This is a genomic window from Pseudomonas subflava, from assembly GCF_023823685.1.
Taxonomy (GTDB): domain Bacteria; phylum Pseudomonadota; class Gammaproteobacteria; order Pseudomonadales; family Pseudomonadaceae; genus Aquipseudomonas; species Aquipseudomonas subflava.
The window spans coordinates 270,909-288,637 of record NZ_JAMXBF010000013.1 but is presented as its reverse complement, the minus strand read 5'-3'; the positions used below and the strand labels follow the sequence as shown (position 1 = coordinate 288,637).

12 protein-coding genes are annotated in these 17,729 nt (G+C 66.7%); 5 read left to right on the top strand and 7 right to left on the bottom strand.

Annotated elements, in window-relative coordinates; all coding sequences use genetic code 11:
• Positions 1-123 precede the first annotated feature (123 nt).
• Positions 124-1,380 carry an HD-GYP domain-containing protein gene (locus NF616_RS18490; protein ID WP_252275038.1) on the bottom strand — a complete coding sequence of 419 codons (1,257 nt, stop codon included), beginning with the start codon at positions 1,378-1,380 and terminating at the stop codon, positions 124-126.
• 359 nt (positions 1,381-1,739) lie between these two features.
• On the opposite strand from NF616_RS18490, the gene NF616_RS18485 reads away from it, so the two are divergent.
• Positions 1,740-3,329 (top strand): malate:quinone oxidoreductase, encoded by a 1,590-nt coding sequence (locus NF616_RS18485; RefSeq protein WP_252275036.1) that lies wholly within the window; start codon positions 1,740-1,742, stop codon positions 3,327-3,329.
• A gap of 58 nt (positions 3,330-3,387) precedes the next feature.
• On the opposite strand, the gene NF616_RS18480 is transcribed toward NF616_RS18485, so the two are convergent.
• Positions 3,388-3,783, bottom strand: coding sequence for a nuclear transport factor 2 family protein (locus tag NF616_RS18480; protein WP_252275034.1), 396 nt, complete (start codon positions 3,781-3,783; stop codon positions 3,388-3,390).
• Positions 3,784-3,854: 71 nt separating this feature from the next.
• Between NF616_RS18480 and NF616_RS18475 the strand changes: the two genes are divergently transcribed.
• The gene (locus tag NF616_RS18475; protein WP_252275033.1) at positions 3,855-4,295 is read left to right on the top strand and encodes a MarR family winged helix-turn-helix transcriptional regulator; all 441 of its coding nucleotides are present in this window, start codon (positions 3,855-3,857) and stop codon (positions 4,293-4,295) included.
• A gap of 6 nt (positions 4,296-4,301) precedes the next feature.
• Here the strand turns inward: NF616_RS18475 and NF616_RS18470 are convergent, their stop codons facing one another.
• The 3 genes from NF616_RS18470 to NF616_RS18460 form a co-directional block, all read right to left on the bottom strand.
• Positions 4,302-4,499 carry a YjfB family protein gene (locus NF616_RS18470; protein ID WP_252275031.1) on the bottom strand — a complete coding sequence of 66 codons (198 nt, stop codon included), beginning with the start codon at positions 4,497-4,499 and terminating at the stop codon, positions 4,302-4,304.
• Positions 4,500-4,562: 63 nt separating this feature from the next.
• On the bottom strand, positions 4,563-5,210 hold the full coding sequence (msrA, locus tag NF616_RS18465) for a peptide-methionine (S)-S-oxide reductase MsrA (protein WP_252275029.1): 648 nt from the start codon (positions 5,208-5,210) through the stop codon (positions 4,563-4,565).
• A gap of 110 nt (positions 5,211-5,320) precedes the next feature.
• On the bottom strand, positions 5,321-8,014 hold the full coding sequence (locus NF616_RS18460; RefSeq protein WP_252275027.1) for a bifunctional diguanylate cyclase/phosphodiesterase: 2,694 nt from the start codon (positions 8,012-8,014) through the stop codon (positions 5,321-5,323).
• 171 nt (positions 8,015-8,185) lie between these two features.
• Between NF616_RS18460 and NF616_RS18455 the strand changes: the two genes are divergently transcribed.
• Complete coding sequence (locus tag NF616_RS18455) at positions 8,186-8,716, top strand: hypothetical protein (RefSeq protein WP_252275025.1); 531 nt, start codon at positions 8,186-8,188, stop codon at positions 8,714-8,716.
• Between the two features lie 442 nt (positions 8,717-9,158).
• Here NF616_RS18455 and aceF read toward each other — a convergent pair whose 3' ends face one another.
• On the bottom strand, positions 9,159-10,850 hold the full coding sequence (gene aceF, locus NF616_RS18450) for a dihydrolipoyllysine-residue acetyltransferase (protein ID WP_252275023.1): 1,692 nt from the start codon (positions 10,848-10,850) through the stop codon (positions 9,159-9,161).
• Positions 10,851-10,861: 11 nt separating this feature from the next.
• Positions 10,862-13,507, bottom strand: coding sequence for a pyruvate dehydrogenase (acetyl-transferring), homodimeric type (aceE, locus tag NF616_RS18445; RefSeq protein WP_252275021.1), 2,646 nt, complete (start codon positions 13,505-13,507; stop codon positions 10,862-10,864).
• A 241-nt stretch (positions 13,508-13,748) separates the two neighbouring features.
• Between aceE and glnE the strand changes: the two genes are divergently transcribed.
• Positions 13,749-16,652, top strand: coding sequence for a bifunctional [glutamate--ammonia ligase]-adenylyl-L-tyrosine phosphorylase/[glutamate--ammonia-ligase] adenylyltransferase (gene glnE, locus NF616_RS18440; RefSeq protein ID WP_252275019.1), 2,904 nt, complete (start codon positions 13,749-13,751; stop codon positions 16,650-16,652).
• A 39-nt stretch (positions 16,653-16,691) separates the two neighbouring features.
• Positions 16,692-17,615: a branched-chain amino acid transaminase gene (locus NF616_RS18435; RefSeq protein ID WP_252275017.1), complete on the top strand. Its 924-nt coding sequence runs from the start codon at positions 16,692-16,694 to the stop codon at positions 17,613-17,615.
• Positions 17,616-17,729 lie beyond the last annotated feature (114 nt).

The window sequence follows — 17,729 nt, the reverse complement described above, 5'->3', positions numbered from 1 at the left end:
TGGAGGTCGGAAAAGCGCGGGCTGGGCATGGGCCGGTTCTACTTCTTGTTGGCGGCGAGCGCGGGTTGGCGGCGAGCGTTGGCAGAGTGTAGGCGGGCGACCGCGTGGCGGGGAGAGGCCCGGTTATTTTCCGCGTTGGCGTGGGTCGACGTAGTAGGTCAGCTGCTGGCGCGGGTTGAGGTATTCCAGCGCCTCGGCCGGCAGCTGCGCGGGCCGCAGGCTGCGGGCGATGGCGAGGTTGGGCTCCTGCTCGAGGTTGAGGATCAGTGCCTCGCTCTTGGGCACGCTCGGCTCATAGAGGATCAGCGTCGGCCTCAGCGGCAGGCTCGGGTGCATGGCCAGCACCAGGGCGTAGCGGTCGTCGTCCAGCTGCACCAGACTGCCCGGCGGGTACACACCCATGCAGCGGATGAAGGCCTTCAGCGCCACGTCGTCGAAACGCTCGCGCTGCTGCTTGAACATCAGCGCCAGGGCCTCGTGGGGGCTGAGGCCGTCGCGCGGGTCGAGCGGGTTGCACAGGTTGTCGAAGGTGTTGGCGATGCACACCACCCGGCTCAGTCGGCCGATGGCGGCTTCGTGCAGGCCCTTGGGATAGCCACTGCCGTCGCAATGTTCGTGGTGCTCCTGGATGACGCGCAACACCTCGTCGTCGAGCATCAGGGCGTGACCGCGGCGCACGCCGAAGTCCACGTGCATCTGCTTGAACTGCTGTTCGGCGCGCGTCAGCGGCGCGGGCTTGAGCAGCACCTTGCTGGGCACGTCCAGCTTGCCTATGTCGTGCAGCAGCGCGCCGAGCCCGAGGCTGTGGCAGGCCTCGCTATCGAAGCCGAGTTGGCGGCCGAGCATCAGCGACAGTACGGTGACGTTGAGCGAGTGGAAGTAGGCGTCATCGGCCGCCTTGCCATTGATGCTGTGCAGCGCCGCGCCGTCCTCGCCGAGCAGCGCGTCGACCAGCTCGCGCACCACTTCGCCTGCGAGTTTGAGCGCTTCCTCGGGCTGGTTGCGCAGCACCTGGTTGAGCGATTTCACCCGCTGGCTGGCCTGGACGAAGGTGCGGTCCACTTCGGCCAGACGCTTGCGCAGCACGCTCAGCTTGGCGGCGCGGGCCTGGCGCGCCTGTTCCTCGGGGCTGGGCTTGGCCGGTTCCTCGACCACCACCTGCGGTTCGGCCGCCGGCAGGGGCAGCGGCGGGCAGTCGCTGCGCGCCGGGTCGTAGCGCAGCTGGCTCAGGCCCAGCTCGCGCAGCGCCTGCAGCTGGGCCTCGTCCTTGATCTTGAAATTGCTGAAGGCGAAGTTGTGCTCCCACCAGCTCAGGTCCAGGTGGACGTAGAGGCCGACACACAGCTGCTCGGGGGAGATGTAGAGGGTAGTGGCCGACATGCCGGTCCTGTAGATGGCTCTTTGCCTGCAGTCTAGCGCCAGGCGCCTGCCGACGTCAGGTCGCCCGATTGGCGGAATGTCGCCGCTGCGCTGGCGAAAATCCTCCGGTTTCGCCGACAGGAACGGCCGGCGGGCCCGATGCCACGCGGCTCGGCGCGGCAGGCATCGGATTTGCTAAAGGCTGCGCGACCTTTTGTCTGCTTATCGCGGCAAAAGACTTCACTCCAGGCCAGTCTGGCGGTCAACCGACTGGACGGTCTGTCGCTGTATCCCCCTCGAATCGTTCACATGCCCGTCGCAGGCGTACAGCCGCGGCGGGGCTCCCGATTCGCCTTGCCTCTGCAACCGGAATGTTCACCATGAGAAAACTGTTACTGATACTCGCCTGCCTGGCCGCGGTCGGCTGCTCGGAGCCGCCCAAGCCTGAGCGCAGCGTCGACGTGCTGCTGATCGGCGGCGGCGTCATGAGCGCCACCCTCGGCACCTACCTGAAAGAGCTCGAGCCGGGCTGGACCATCGACATCTACGAGCGCATGGAACAGGTCGCCAACGAGAGCTCCAACCCGTGGAACAACGCCGGCACCGGCCACGCGGCATTCTGCGAGCTGAACTACACGCCGGAGACCGACGACGGCGGCATCGACATCAAGAAGGCGCTCAACGTCAACGAGGCCTTCGAGATCTCCCGGCAGTTCTGGGCGCACCAGGTCGAGCAGGGCGTGCTGAAGGAGCCCAAGTCCTTCATCAACAACGTGCCGCACATGAGCGTGGTCTGGGGCGAGGCGGACGTCGAGTTCCTGAAGAAGCGCCATGCGGCGCTGCAGCACAGCCCGTTGTTCCGCGGCATGGAGTACTCCGAGGATCCGGCGCAGATTGCCCGGTGGGTGCCGCTGGCGATGAACGGCCGCGACCCGGCGCAGAAGATCGCCGCCACGCGCATGCCGATCGGTACCGACGTCAACTTCGGTGAGATCACCCGCCAGCTGGTCGACTCGCTGACCCAGCGCGACGGCGTGGCGCTGCACCTGCGCCATGAAGTGCGCGATCTCAAGCGCAGCGAAGACGGCAGCTGGAACGTGGTGGTCGCCGACCTCGCCGACGGCGAGAAGGAAACCACGGTCAACGCCAAGTTCGTCTTCATCGGTGCCGGTGGCGCCGCCCTGACCCTGCTGCAGAAGTCCGGTATCGACGAGGCCGAGGGCTATGCCGGCTTCCCGGTCGGTGGCCAATTCCTGCTGACCAAGAACCCGGAAATCGTCGCCCAGCACCAGGCCAAGCTGTACGGCAAGGCGTCGGTCGGCTCGCCGCCCATGTCGGTGCCGCACCTCGACACCCGCGTGATCGACGGCCAGAAGGTGCTGCTGTTCGGACCCTTCGCCACCTTCTCCAGCAAGTTCCTCAAGCACGGTTCGCTGTGGGACCTGTTCGCCTCGGTCAGTACCGACAATGTCGGCCCGATGATGCACGCCGGCTGGGACAACATGGACCTGACCCAGTACCTGGTCGGCCAGCTGATGCTCAGCGACGAGGACCGCATGAACGCCCTGCGCGACTACTTCCCCGAGGCGCGTGACGAGGACTGGGAGCTGATCACCGCCGGTCAGCGCGTGCAGATCATCAAGCGGAGCGAAGAGCACGGCGGCGTGCTGCAGTTCGGAACCGAGGTGGTGAGCTCCGCCGACGGCAGCATCGCCGCGCTGCTGGGCGCCTCGCCGGGTGCCTCGACCGCCGCGCCGATCATGCTCTCGGTGCTGGAGAAGAACTTCGCGCAGAAGGTCGCCTCGGCCGAATGGCAGGCGCGCCTGAAGGAGATCATTCCCTCCTACGGGCAGAAGCTGAACGACGACATCGAGCTGACCAACCGCATCCGCGCCTACAGCAGCGAGCGTCTGCAGCTGCTGCATATGCCGGTGCAGCCGGAAGCGGTGATGGCCGGCGCGGCGCTCTGATCCGGTGATTCTCCGATGGCGGCGGACTGCTTCCGCCGCCGTTCGGCCGGGGCGCGGTTCAAAGCGCCTTCCACACCTCGAACACCTCTTCGCGGGCGATCAGCCCGTCGCGCATCTGGAAGTGATGCACCAGCCGCAGCTCCGCGCGGCTGCCGACCGGCAGCGGGCAGTTGTCGATACCGTCGCCGGCGATGGTCAGGCGCACGCGCATGTCGTCCACCACGCGGTCCGCGGTGGCGAAGCGGTCCAGCGGCTGCAGCTCGATATCGCGCATGGCGCCGAACAGGCGCAGGTACATGGCGCGAATCGGCGCCTTGCCGTGCAGCTCGATGCCGCGACCGGGAATGCTCATGACGATGTCGTCGGTATACAGGTCGAGAACCGAGTCGACGTCCTGGGCCTCGCCGCGGATGTGGCAGTCGACGACCTCGAGGTTGCGGGCGATGCTGTCCATGAAATCTCCAAATAAGTCAGTTTGTCTGTCTATAATAGACATATAGACTGACTAAAATGCAAGCTGCCGCCATGACCGTCGATCCCCTGCGCAAGACCCTCGGCGCGCTCCTGCGCCTGCCCTACGAACAGCTGGCCGCCTGGCTCTATGGCCGCCTGGGCGAAGAATTCCCCGGCGTGCGCCTGACCCACAGCGCGGTGCTGCGCCATATCGCGCCCGGCGGCAGCCGGGTAGTCGAACTGGCCGCCGCCGCCGGCATGACCAAGCAGAGCATGGCCTATCTGGTGGAGCAGCTGCACGAGCTGGGCTATCTGCTGACCGAGGCCGATCCGGACGATGGCCGGGCCAAGCGCGTGCGTCTCACCGAGCGCGGCGAGGCGCTCTACGCCCGCGCACTGCAGCTCTCGGCACAGGCCGAGGCGCAGCTGGCGCAGGTGCTGGGGGCGGAGGATGCGGGCGAGTTGCGGCGCATTCTGGAGCGGCTCAATCGGGAGTGGCGGCCGCTGGACTGATCGGCGCTAGGCCATCACGTCTATCGAATTGCCCAGGTGCGGCGGATTGCTCGGCGGGGTGACCTGCGGGATCGCCTGGATCATGCCGATGGCGGTCTCCGACTGCAGGTCCAGGGTCTTTTTCAACAGCAGTACCGAAGCCATCGCCGCGGCCTGGGCGGCGTTGGCGTTGGACACGGCGCTGGCGATGCTGCTGAGCTCCATGGCGATGGCTCCGAATTCAAGGCTGTATGGGGTCGACCCCCGCCGCGCGGCGGAGGTTCCCCCTCAGGCCGGCAGGCACACCCCGGTGCCGCCCAGGCCGCAGTAGCCGCCGGGGTTCTTCGCCAGATACTGCTGGTGATAGGGCTCGGCATAGTAAAAGGCCGGCGCATCGGCGATCTCGGTGGTGATGGGGCCCAGTCCGGCCCTTTCCAGTTCGGCCTGGAACCGCGCCTGGCTGGCCTCGGCCGCGGCGCGCTGGGCGGCGTCGAAGCAGTAGATGGCCGAGCGGTACTGGGTACCGATGTCGTTGCCCTGGCGCATGCCCTGGGTCGGGTTGTGCGCTTCCCAGAACACCTTCAGCAGGTCTTCGTAACGGATCTGCTGCGGATCGAACACCACCAGCACCACCTCGGTATGCCCGGTCAGGCCGGAGCAGACTTCCTCGTAGGTGGGGTTCGGCGTGTGACCGCCGGCGTAGCCCGCCGCGGTGCTCCAGACGCCCGCCTGCTGCCAGAAGCGCCGCTCGGCGCCCCAGAAACAGCCGAGGCCGAACACCGCCTGCTGCAGGCCGGCGGGGAACGGTGGCTTGAGCGGGTTGCCGTTGACGTGGTGCCGCTCGGGTACCGGCACGCTCTCGGCGCGGCCCGGCAGGGCCTGCTCGGCGCTGGGCAGTTCGAGCTTGTGGGCAAGGATTTGCGAACGCAGGACCATGGTCGTTTCCCATTGAGCGATGAGGAAGAGGGCTAGCTTACCCCGACAGGGGGTGATGGATAGACGTCGCGGCGGGGCGGAAATTACAGCGCCTCATCCGGCGGCAAGGGCTAGACGCCGCGGCAGGGATAGCGGCGCAGGCGGTCGACCAGGTCGCGGCCGGGGATCGGCCGGTCGAACAGGTAGCCCTGGCCGACATCGCATTGCTGGCGGCGCAGGAAACCCAGCTGGGCGGCGGTCTCGATGCCCTCGGCGACCACCTTGAGCTTGAGGTTGCGGGCCATGGCGATCACCGCCGAGGTGATCTCCATGTCGTCCTGGTTTTCCGGAATGTCCTTGATGAAGCTGCGGTCGATCTTGATCACGTCGATCGGGAATTTCTTCAGGTAGCTCAGCGACGAGTAGCCGGTGCCGAAGTCGTCCATCGCCAGGGTCAGGCCCAGGGCCTTGAGGCGCGTCACCTGCTGGCGGGTGGTGTCGTTGCCTTCGAGCAGCAGGCTCTCGGTCAGCTCCAGCTCCAGCAGGTGTGGCGGCAGCTGCTCTTCCTCGAGGATCGCGGCGATGGAGCCAACCAGGTCGGGGTCGGTGAACTGCTTGGCCGAGAGGTTGATCGCCACTTGGATCTGGCCCATGCCGAGCGCCGTCAGCTCCAGGCTGGCGCGGCACGCCTGGCGTACCACCCATTTGCCGATGGGGATGATCAGGCCGGTGTCCTCGGCCACGCTGATGAACTGGTCCGGGCTGATCATGCCCTTTTCCGGATGCTGCCAGCGCAGCAGCGCCTCGAGGCCGAGCAGGCGCCCGGTGCGCAGGCACAGCTTGGGCTGGTAGTACACCTCCAGCTCGTTCTGGGTCAGCGCGCGGCGCAGGTTGTTCTCGACGAACAGCTTGTAGTTGGCCTCGGCGTTGAGCGCCTCGGTGAACACCTGGACCTGGTGCTTGCCGTTGGCCTTGGCCTTATGCAGGGCGAGGCCGGCGTGCTTCATCAGCAGATGCGGGTCGTCGCCATGCGCCGGCGCGCAGGCCAGGCCGACCGAGCCGGTGACGCTGATCAGCTGGTTGTCGACGAACAGCGGCTTGTCCAGGGTCGACAGCAGGTCCTGGGCCAGCTGCTGGCCGGCGCTTTCGTCGGCGCCGTCCAGCAGCACGGCGAACTCGTTGCTGGCGAAGCGCGCCAGGCTGGTGTTCTGGCTCAGGCTGTTGCGCAGGCGGCGGGCCAGGTTGGTCAGCAGCTTGTCGCCGGTCTGGTGGCCGAGGCTGTCGTTGATCCGCTTGAAGTTGTCGATGTCCACCAGCAGCAGGCTGAAGGCCTGACCGTCGGCGCGGGCGAAGCGCTCTTCCAGGCAGCGGATGAAGTAGGGGCGGTTGCCGAGGCCGGTGAGGTTGTCGCTGTAGGCCAGGCGCTCGATGCGCTGCTGGGCCAGCTTGCTCTGGGTGACGTCTTCGTAGATGCCGATGTAGTGGGTCAGCTCGCCGTCGTCGTTGTAGACCTTGGAGATCGACAGCTGGCCCCAGTACGGCTCGAGGTTCTTGCGCCGGCTGCGGAACTCGCCCTGCCAGCTGTTGCGCTCGGCCAGGCCGGTCTGGGCGTCGAACAGCAGTTCGCCGAGATTCTCCAGCGCCGGCAGCTGGGAGATGCGCCGGCCCTGCACCTCCTCGGCGCCGTACTGGGTGATCGAGGTGAAGCTCGGGTTGACGTACTGCACCAGGCCGTCGCGGTCGAACAGCAGGAAGGCGCTGGCGCTCTGCTCCACGGCGCGCTGGAACAGGAACAGCGCGCTGGTGGCGTCGCGGCGCTGCTGGTTGCTCATGACCTGGGCGAACTGGTCGGCCAGCTCGCCGGCGAAGCCGATCTCGTCGGCCTGCCAAGTGCGCGCCGGGCCGATGTGTTCCAGGCACAGCACGCCGACCACTTCGCCGCCCAGGCGGATGCTGGCGTCGAGCATGGCGCTGATGCCCTGGGGTTTGAGATAGCCGCGGGTGAGTTCGCTGGTGCGCGGGTCGCGCTGGGCGTTGTGGGCGTCGATGGCGCGGCCGCTGTGCAAGGCTTCCAGATAGCGCGGGAACAGGCTGACGTCGATGGGCGCCGGCAGCTCGTGGCGGTCGATGTCGCGGCGGTACAGGGCCACCGGCTCCAGGCGCTCGCCATTGATGTGCCAGATGCTGGCGCGGGCCACGTCGTAGGCCTCGCAGGCGGCCTGGGTGATCAATTCGGCGGCCTCGCGAAGCGGGTCCAGCGCACTGTAGCGATGCCGCGCCAGGCGCACGATCAGGCTCTGCTGGGCGCGCGAGCGAATCAGATGCTGCAGGTGCTCTTCCTGCGAGTGCTGGTACAGCTCCAGCGACGTCTGCAGCTTAGTATTCTGCTCCTCCAGATCCTGAAGGCGCTGCTCGGCCAGGCTCTCGCCGGCCTCGGCGGTGATCAGCAGGTAGCCGCGCAGCAGCGAGCGGCCGCGCTGCTGGAAGGTCTCACCGATCTCCAGCAGGTGCAGGGCGCCATTGGGCGTGTGCAGGCGGTAGCGCACCGAGTAATGCTGGGCGTTGAGCAGCTGCAGCTGGATCTCGTCGTGCAGGCGGTAGCGCGCCTCGGGTTCCATCAGGCTGGCGTAGGGGGAGTCGAGCAGGGCGCAGAGTTCGCCGGCACTGACACCGAAGCGGCGTTCGCAGGCGGGATCGAGGAACAGCAGGGTCCAGCTAGCTTCATTAATACGTTCGAAGCGCAGCATGCCCAGGCGCGAAGGCACTGGCAACTGCGTCACAACCTCGGCCGCCTGACGGCTAGCGGCATCGGGATGGCTTTTCATCGAACGACTGGCTTCCATTATGCTGCCGCTTCCGGGCAGGCTTAGAACCGTTTGCGTCCGGCTCGCGAGTGAGGTCAGAAGGCAGTGCTTCCTGACCTGCATCGATGGGCGGGCGGGGCTTCAGCGGGTTCCTAGGTCTGTTACATCAACCAAGTTCGGCAAGGGTGCATCATGCGGCTGGGACTGACAAGAAGACTGAGCGGGTTATTGCTGATGCTGAGCCTGGGTACGGGTGCCCCGGCGCAGGCCAGCGAGGCCCAGCTGGGCGGGGAGGAGCAGACGCGCTATTTGGCCGAGCTCAAGCGGCTGTACCTGACCAAGGACGAGCGCAAGGCGCTGCTGGCGCACAGCAACGCGCTGCTCGACACCTACGCGCTGCGCGCCGGCTACCAGCTGGGCAAGGCCCCGGCGCAGCGCAGCGACCTGCGCTACCAGCTGAGCGTCGCCGGGCCCGGCGAGCTGCTGGTGCGCCAGGAAACCCGGGCGGAAAAGGCGCAGAGCTTGGCGGTGAGTAACCAGCGTCTGTCGGTGTTCGGGCTCGACCCTTATATCCGTTATGAATGTCCCACCAGTGGCATAACCTGTGTGCTCACCAACCCGGCCGACGGCAGCCCGTGGATCACCGTGCTGCGCGACCATCAAGGCGCGGCCGACCTGGCCAAGGCGATCAGCTTCCTGATTCGCAATCTGCAGAAGAACTGAACGGCAGGCCGATGCACAAAAAGCCCCGCTTCCACGGGGCTTTTCTTTGTCTGCAGTGGGTGGCCCGGATGCAATCCGGGGGCAGAGGCGCCTGTTTCCCGGATTGCATCCGGCTACGGCATCGGTAGCCGACGCCAAGCGCCTCGCTTCCCCATTGGCACTCCTGAATAAAAAAGCTCGCCAAAAGGCGGGGCCGAGGAGTGAGGCGTCGATGCCTCCAAAGCACGTCGCGGTTCGTTACAGCAGCAGGGTCTCGTAGTGGTAGCCCGGATGCAATCCGGGGGCGGAGTTGCCTGTTTCCCGGATTGCATCCGGGCTACGGCTGATCGGTGGACCGGCGCCAAGCGCCTCGCTCACATTGGCACTCCTGAATAAAAAAGCCCCGCCAAGAGGCGGGGCCGAGGAGTGAGGCGTCGATGCCTCCAAAGCACAGCTTGGTTCGTTACAGCAGCAGGGTGCGGATATCCGCCAGCACGTCGCCCAGGCGCTTGGTGAAGCGCGCGGCGGCGGCGCCGTTGATCACCCGGTGGTCGTAGGACAGCGACAGCGGCAGCATCAGCTTGGGCTGGAAGGCCTTGCCATCCCACACCGGCTGCATGGCGGCCTTGCTTACACCGAGGATCGCCACTTCCGGCGCGTTGACGATCGGCGTGAAGCCGGTGCCGCCGATGTGGCCGAGGCTGGAGATGGTGAAGCAGGCGCCCTGCATGGCGTCCGGCGAGAGCTTCTTGTTACGCGCCTTGTCGGCCAGCTCGGCGGCCTCGCCGGCCAGTTGCAGCAGGCTCTTCTGGTCGACATCGCGGATCACCGGCACCAGCAGGCCATCCGGGGTGTCGACGGCGAAGCCGATGTGCACGTACTTCTTGCGGATCAGCGCCTTGCCGCTCGGCGCCAGCGAACTGTTGAAGTCCGGCAGCTCCTTGAGCAGGTGGGCACAGGCCTTGAGCAGCAGCGGCAGCACGGTCAGCTTCACACCGGCCTTCTCCGCCACCGCCTTCTGCGCCACGCGGAAGGCTTCCAGCTCGGTGATGTCGGCGCTGTCGAACTGGGTCACGTGGGGCACGTTGAGCCAGCTGCGGTGCAGGTTGGCGGCGCCGACCTGCATCAGGCGGGTCATCGGCACTTCTTCCACTTCGCCGAACTTGCTGAAGTCCACTGCCGGGACCGGCGGGATGCCGGCACCGCCGGTGGCGCCTGCCGCCGGGGCGTTCTTGGCCTGCTGCAGCATGGCCTTGACGTAGTTCTGCACGTCTTCCTTGAGGATGCGGCCTTTCGGGCCGGTGCCCGGCACGGCGGCCAGGTCGACGCCGAACTCGCGGGCGGTCATGCGCACGGCCGGGCCGGCGTGGACCTTGCTGCCGTCACGCACGGGTGCGGTGACGGCAGCCGCGGCAGCGGACAGCGCGGCGATGGCACCGACCTCCGCGGCCACTTCCGGCCGGGCGCCCGGCGGCGTGCTGTGGCTCGCGGGCGCCGAGGCCGCGGCCGGTGCGGCCTTCTCCGCCTGGGGCGCGGCCGGTGCCGGCGACGCGGCGCCTCCGGCCACGCGCAGCTTGAGAATCAGGTCGCCGGTGCCGACTTCGGCGTCCAGCTTGACCAGCACCTCCTCCACCACGCCGGCGGCCGGCGAGGGGATCTCCATGCTGGCCTTGTCCGACTCCAGGGTGATCAGCGATTGATCAGCCTCGATGCTGTCGCCGGCCTTGACCATGACCTCGATGACCTTGACCTTGGCGGAGGTGCCGATGTCCGGCACGTGCACATCCTGCACGCTCTCGCCGGCGGGCTCGGCCGCTGCTTGCGGCTCGGGTGCGCTGGGCGCCTCGGCCTCGTCGACGGCCTGGGTCGGCTTGCTCGGGGCCGGTGCCGAAGCCGCTTCGGACTTCGCCTCGGCGGCCGGGGCGGCCTCGACCTCCAGCTCCAGCAGCTCGTCGCCGGTCTTCAGCTTGTCGCCGAGCTTGACCTTCAGGTTCTTGATCACGCCGGCCTTGGGCGAGGGCACCTCCATGGAAGCCTTGTCGGATTCCAGGGTCAGGATGCTCTGCTCGGCCTCGACGCGATCGCCGACCTTGACCAGCAGTTCGATCACTTCACCTTCGCCGCCGATATCGGGTACGCGTATCAACTCGCTCACAATGCGTCTCCTCAGCAGTCCAGGGGGTTGGCTTTTTCAGGATCGATGCCGAACTTAGCGATGGCGTCGGCCAGCACCTTGGCTTCGATCTCGCCACGGTCGACTAGCGCCTCCAGCGCGGCCAGCACCACCCAGTAACGGTCCACCTCGAAGAAGTGGCGCAGTTTCTTGCGGCTGTCGCTGCGGCCGAAGCCGTCGGTGCCGAGCACCTTGTATTCCTTGCTGGGCACCCACTGGCGCACCTGCTCAGCGAACAGCTTCATGTAGTCGGTCGAGGCCACCACCGGGCCCTTGCGCCCGGTCAGGCATTCCTGAATGAACGCCTGCTTGGGCTTCTGCCCCGGGTGCAGGCGGTTCCAGCGCTCCACGGCCAGGCCGTCACGGCGCAGTTCGTTGAAGCTGGTGACGCTCCACACGTCCGAGCCGATGTTGAACTCGTCGCGCAGGATCTTCGCCGCCTCGCGCACTTCGCGCAGGATGGTGCCGGAGCCCAGCAGCTGGACGTGGTGCGCGGCTTCCTTCTTGTCTTCCTCGAGCAGGTACATGCCCTTGATGATGCCGTCCTCGGTACCGGCCGGCAGGGCCGGCTGCTGGTAAGACTCGTTCATCACAGTGATGTAGTAGAAGACGTTCTGCTGCTGCTCGATCATCTCCTTGATGCCGTGGCGGATGATCACCGCCAGCTCGTAGCCGTAGGTTGGATCGTAGGTCCGGCAGTTGGGGATGGTCGCGGCCATGATGTGGCTGTGGCCGTCCTCGTGCTGCAGGCCTTCGCCGTTCAGCGTGGTGCGCCCGGCGGTGCCGCCGATCAGGAAGCCACGGGCACGGCTGTCGCCGGCGGCCCAGGCCAGGTCGCCAATACGCTGGAAGCCGAACATCGAGTAGAAGATGTAGAACGGCAGCATCGGCTGGTTATGCGTGGAGTACGAAGTGCCGGCGGCGATCCAGCTGGACATGGCGCCGGCCTCGTTGATGCCTTCCTCGAGGATCTGGCCCTTTTTGTCCTCGCGGTAGAACATCACCTGGTCCTTATCCACCGGCTCGTAGAGCTGGCCGACCGAGGAGTAGATGCCGAGCTGGCGGAACATGCCTTCCATGCCGAAGGTACGCGCCTCGTCCGGCACGATGGGCACGATGCGTGCGCCCAGGTCCTTGTCCTTGACCAGCTGCGAGAGGATGCGCACGAAGGCCATGGTGGTGGAGATGTCGCGGTCGCCAGTTCCGTCGAGGATGGCCTTGAGGGTTTCCAGCGGCGGGGTCGGGATGCTGAAGCTCTGCGCGCGGCGTTGCGGCACGAAGCCACCGAGGGCGGCGCGGCGCTCGTGCAGGTACTTGTATTCCGGGCTGCCCGGCTCGGCGGTGACGAAGGGCAGGTTCTCCAGCTCGTCGTCCTTGACCGGGATGTCGAAGCGGTCGCGGAATTTCTTCAGGCTGTCGATATCGACTTTCTTGGTGTTGTGCGCGGTGTTCTTCGCCTCGCCAGCACCGGTGCCGTAGCCCTTGATGGTCTTGGCCAGGACCACGGTCGGCTGGCCCTTGTGGTTGACCGCCTGGTGGTAGGCCGCGTACATCTTGTACGGGTCGTGGCCGCCGCGGTTGAGGTTCCAGATTTCCTGGTCGGAGAGGTCCTTGACCATCTCCTTCAGCTCGGGGCTGTTGAAGAAGTGCTCACGCACGTAGGCCCCGTCCTTGGCCTTGTAGTTCTGGTACTCGCCGTCGATCACTTCGTCCATGCGGCGCTGCAGAAGACCGTCGACGTCCTTGGCCAGCAGCGGGTCCCAGAAGCGGCCCCAGACCACCTTGTTGACGTTCCACTCGGCACCACGGAACACGCCTTCGAGTTCCTGGATGATCTTGCCGTTGCCGCGCACCGGGCCGTCCAGGCGCTGCAGGTTGCAGTTGATCACGAAGATCAGGTTGTCCAGCTTCTCGCGGCCGGCCAGGGAGATGGCGCCCAGGGATTCCGGCTCGTCGCACTCGCCGTCGCCCATGAAGCACCAGACCTTCTGCTTGCCGGCGGGAATGTAGCCGCGGCTCTCCAGGTACTTCATGAAGCGCGCCTGGTAGATCGCCTGGATCGGGCCCAGACCCATGGACACGGTGGGGAACTGCCAGAAGTCCGGCATCAACCACGGGTGCGGGTAGGACGACAGACCCTTGCCGTCGACTTCGCGACGGAAGTTGTTCATCTGCTCTTCGCTGATGCGGCCTTCGAGGAAGGCGCGGGCGTAGATGCCGGGGCTGGCGTGGCCCTGGTAGAAGATCAGGTCGCCGCCGTGTTCTTCGGTCGGGGCCTGGAAGAAGTAGTTGAAGCCGATGTCGTAGAGGGTCGCGCTGGAGGCGAAGCTGGAGATGTGACCGCCCAGGTCCGGGTCCTGCAGGTTGGTGCGCATCACCATGGCCAGGGCGTTCCAGCGCACCAGCGAGCGGATGCGGCGCTCCATGAACAGGTCGCCCGGCATGCGTGCCTCGTGGCCAACCGGGATGCTGTTGCGGTAGGGCGTGGTGATGGCGTACGGCAGTTGGGTACCGCTGCGGGTGGCCAGTTCGCCCATGCGGGTCAGCAGGTAGTGGGCGCGGTCTTCACCTTCTTTGTCGAGGACGGACTCGAGGGCGTCCAGCCATTCCTGGGTTTCGACGGGATCGAGGTCTTGCATGGCTTGCTCCAGGGCGGAAAGGCTTCCAGAATCGGAGGCCTGGGCTCGTGCACGCTTTTTGGGCGGGCTACGTGAAGTCGTGTCGACCGACGTAGTCGTGGTCGCTCTTGTAGTTTTACTACATTTCGATGGCGCCTGTAGAGTCCGGGACACATTCTTTAGTAGTAAAACTACAGTTTCAGGAAGGGCAGCGGCGCCTGGGTATGGATCGGGATTCGCCGCCCGTCCCCAAGGATAGACCATGAGTTTGCCCGTACCGGCCGCCCTTCCGAACACCCTGCAAGCCCTCGCCGATCGTGCCTCTGCCGTGCTCCCTGCGGACTGGTCGGAGCCCCGCGCGCAGGACCTGCGCCGACTTTGTGCCCTCAGCGATTTCGTCCACGAGCAGGCCGTGCGCGACCCCGAGCTGCTGCCGACACTGGGGGCGAGCGGCGAACTGGAGCGACGCTTCGCCGCAGGCGAGCTGCGCGGGCAGTTGCAGGCCCTGCTGCAGGACTGCGCCGACGAGGACGAACTGGGCCGTCGACTGCGCCGCTTCCGCAACCGGCAGCAGGTGCGCATCGTCTGGCGCGATCTGACCCGCCGGGCCGACCTGGCCGAGACCTGCCGCGACCTGTCCGACCTCGCCGACGCCTGCATCGACGGCGCCTACCACTGGCTCTACCCGCGTCACTGCGAACAGTTCGGCACGCCGATCGGCCGGCGCTCCGGCCAGGCGCAGCACCTGGTCATCCTCGGCATGGGCAAGCTCGGCGCCCACGAGCTCAACCTGTCCTCGGACATCGACCTGATCTTCGGCTACCCCGAGGGCGGCGAGACCGAGGGCGTGAAGCGCTCGCTGGACAACCAGGAGTTCTTCATCCGCCTCGGCCAGCGCCTGATCAAGGCGCTCGACGCCATCACCGTCGACGGTTTCGTGTTCCGCGTCGACATGCGTCTGCGTCCGTACGGCTCGTCCGGCGCGCTGGTGCTCAGCTTCAATGCGCTGGAGCAGTACTACCAGGACCAGGGCCGCGACTGGGAACGCTACGCCATGATCAAGGCGCGGGTGGTCGGCGGCGACCAGGCCGCCGGCAAGCAGTTGCTGGAGATGCTGCGGCCCTTCGTCTATCGCCGCTACCTGGACTTCTCGGCCATCGAGGCGCTGCGTTCGATGAAGCAGCTGATCCAGCAGGAGGTGCGGCGCAAGGGCATGAGCGACAACGTCAAGCTCGGCTCCGGCGGCATCCGCGAGGTGGAGTTCATCGCCCAGGCCTTCCAGCTGATCCACGGCGGCCGCGACCTCAGCCTGCAGCAGCGGCCGCTGCTCAAGGTGCTCGATACCCTGGAAGGTCAGGGCTATCTGCCGCCGGCGGTGGTCGCCGAGATGAAGCAGGGCTACGAATTCCTGCGCTACACCGAGCACGCCCTGCAGGCCATCGCCGACCGCCAGACCCAGATGCTGCCGGACAACGACATCGACCGCGCGCGGGTGGCCTGCATCATGGGCTTCGCCGACTGGGCCAGCTTCCATGCGCGCCTGATGGAATGGCGCGGGCGCATCGAGTGGCACTTCCGCCAGGTCATCGCCGATCCGGACGAGGAGGAGGGCGGCGAGGCCGAGACCTGCGTCGGCGGCGAATGGCTGCCGCTGTGGGAGGAGGCGCTGGAGCCCGAGATGGCCGAGCGGCAGCTGGCCGAAGCCGGCTTCAAGGAGCCGGCCGCCGCGCTCAAGCGGCTGATCGACCTGCGCGGCGGCACCCAAGTGCGCACCATGCAGCGGCTCGGTCGCGAGCGCCTGGATGCCTTCATCCCGCGCCTGCTGGCCCAGGCGGTGGAACACGACGAGCCGGACCTGGTGCTGGAACGCGTGCTGCCGCTGGTGGAGGCGGTGGCGCGGCGCTCGGCCTACCTGGTGTTGCTCACCGAGAACCCCGGTGCGCTGCAGCGGCTGATGAGCCTATGCGCGGGCAGCCCGTGGATCGCCGAGCAGATCACCCGATTCCCGTTGCTGCTCGATGAGCTGCTCAACGAGGGGCGCCTGTTCAGCCCGCCGCTGGCGCCGGAGCTGGCCGCCGAGCTGCGCGAGCGGCTGACGCGGATTCCCGAGGATGATCTGGAGCAGCAGATGGAGGCCCTGCGCCACTTCAAGCTGGCTCACGGCCTGCGCGTGGCCGCCTCGGAAATCGCCGGCACCCTGCCGCTGATGAAGGTGTCCGATTACCTGACCTGGCTGGCCGAAGCCATCCTCGACCAGGTGCTGGCCCTGGCCTGGCGCCAGACGGTGGCCAAGTACGGCAACCCGCGTCGCGCCGACGGCAGCCTGTGCGACCCGGACTTCATCATCGTCGGCTACGGCAAGGTCGGCGGCCTGGAGCTGGGCCACGGTTCCGACCTCGATCTGGTGTTCATCCACGACGGTGATTCCCAGGCCGAGACCGACGGCGCCAAGCCCATCGACGGCGCGCAGTTCTTCGCCCGCCTGGGTCAGCGCATCATCCACCTGCTGACCACCCAGACCACTTCGGGGCAGCTCTACGACGTCGACATGCGCCTGCGGCCCTCCGGTGCGGCGGGGCTGCTGGTCAGCTCCCTCGGCGCGTTCCAGCGTTATCAGGAGAACGAGGCCTGGACCTGGGAACATCAGGCGCTGGTGCGCGCCCGCGTGCTGGCCGGCTGCGGTCGGGTGGCGGAAGGCTTCGAGCGGGTGCGTGCGGCGATTCTCGAGCGCGAACGCGACATGGCCAAACTGCAGGCCGAAGTCAGCGAGATGCGCGCCAAGATGCGCGACAATCTCGGCACCCCGACGACCGCCGCCGGCACCGCGGAAAACGCCTTCGACGCCGCGGCTTCCTTCGATCTGAAGCAGGACGCCGGCGGTATCGTCGATATCGAATTTATGGTGCAATACGCGGCCCTTGCGTGGTCGCGGCAGCACCCCGAGCTGCACCGCTACACCGACAACATCCGCATTCTCGACGGCCTGCGCGATGTCGGGCTGATGCCCGCCGCGGACGTCGAACTGCTGCAGGAGGCCTACAAGGCCTATCGCTCCGCCGCCCACCGGCAGGCGTTGCAGAAGCAGCCAGGCAAGGTCGGCGGCGACCAGTTCGCCGACGAACGCCGCAGCGTGATGCGCCTGTGGCGCGCGCTGGGCCTGAGCTGACCCGAATTTGAACGAGACGAATACTGAGGAGTGGCAACGATGTCGATGTCCGACCGTGATGGCGTGATCTGGTATGACGGCGAACTGGTGCAGTGGCGCGACGCCACCACCCACGTGCTGACCCATACCCTGCACTACGGCATGGGCGTATTCGAAGGCGTGCGCGCCTACAACACGCCGGACGGCACCTCCATCTTCCGCCTGCAGGCGCACACCGACCGCCTGTTCGACTCGGCCCACATCTTCAACATGCAGATCCCCTTCTCCAAGGAAGAGATCAACGAGGCCCAGCGCGCCGCGGTGCGCGAGAACGGCCTGGAGAGCGCCTACCTGCGCCCGATGGTGTTCTTCGGCAGCGAGGGCATGGGCCTGCGCGCCTCGGGCCTGAAGGTGCACGTGATCGTCGCCGCCTGGCACTGGGGCGCCTACATGGGCGAAGAGGCGCTGCAGACCGGCATCAAGGTGCGCACCAGCTCCTACACCCGTCACCACGTCAACATCTCCATGACCCGCGCCAAGGCCAACGGCAACTACATCAACTCGATGCTGGCCCTGCAGGAAGCCATCTCCGGCGGTGCCGACGAGGCCATGCTGCTGGACCCGGAAGGCTACGTGGCCGAGGGCTCGGGCGAGAACATCTTCCTGGTCAAGGACGGCGTGGTGTACACCCCGGAAGTCACCTCCTGCCTCAACGGCATCACGCGCAACACCATCCTGACCCTCGCCGACGAGCTGGGCATCAAGGTGGTGGAGAAGCGCATCACCCGCGACGAGGTGTACATCTGCGACGAGGCGTTCTTCACCGGCACCGCCGCCGAAGTTACGCCGATTCGCGAAGTGGACGGCCGGCAGATCGGCATCGGCCGCCGCGGCCCGGTCACCGAGAAGCTGCAGAAGGCCTACTTCGATTTGGTCACCGGCAAGACCAGCGCCCACGCCGAATGGCGTACCCCGGTCAAATAAGCCCGGATTGAAAAATCGTGACCGAAACCTTATGTATGGGTCACGATCGCTCCGCCGCGAACCGCCGTGGTTCGGGCCGGTGCGGTGACGAAAGAGATAAGAGGGCAGTGACTG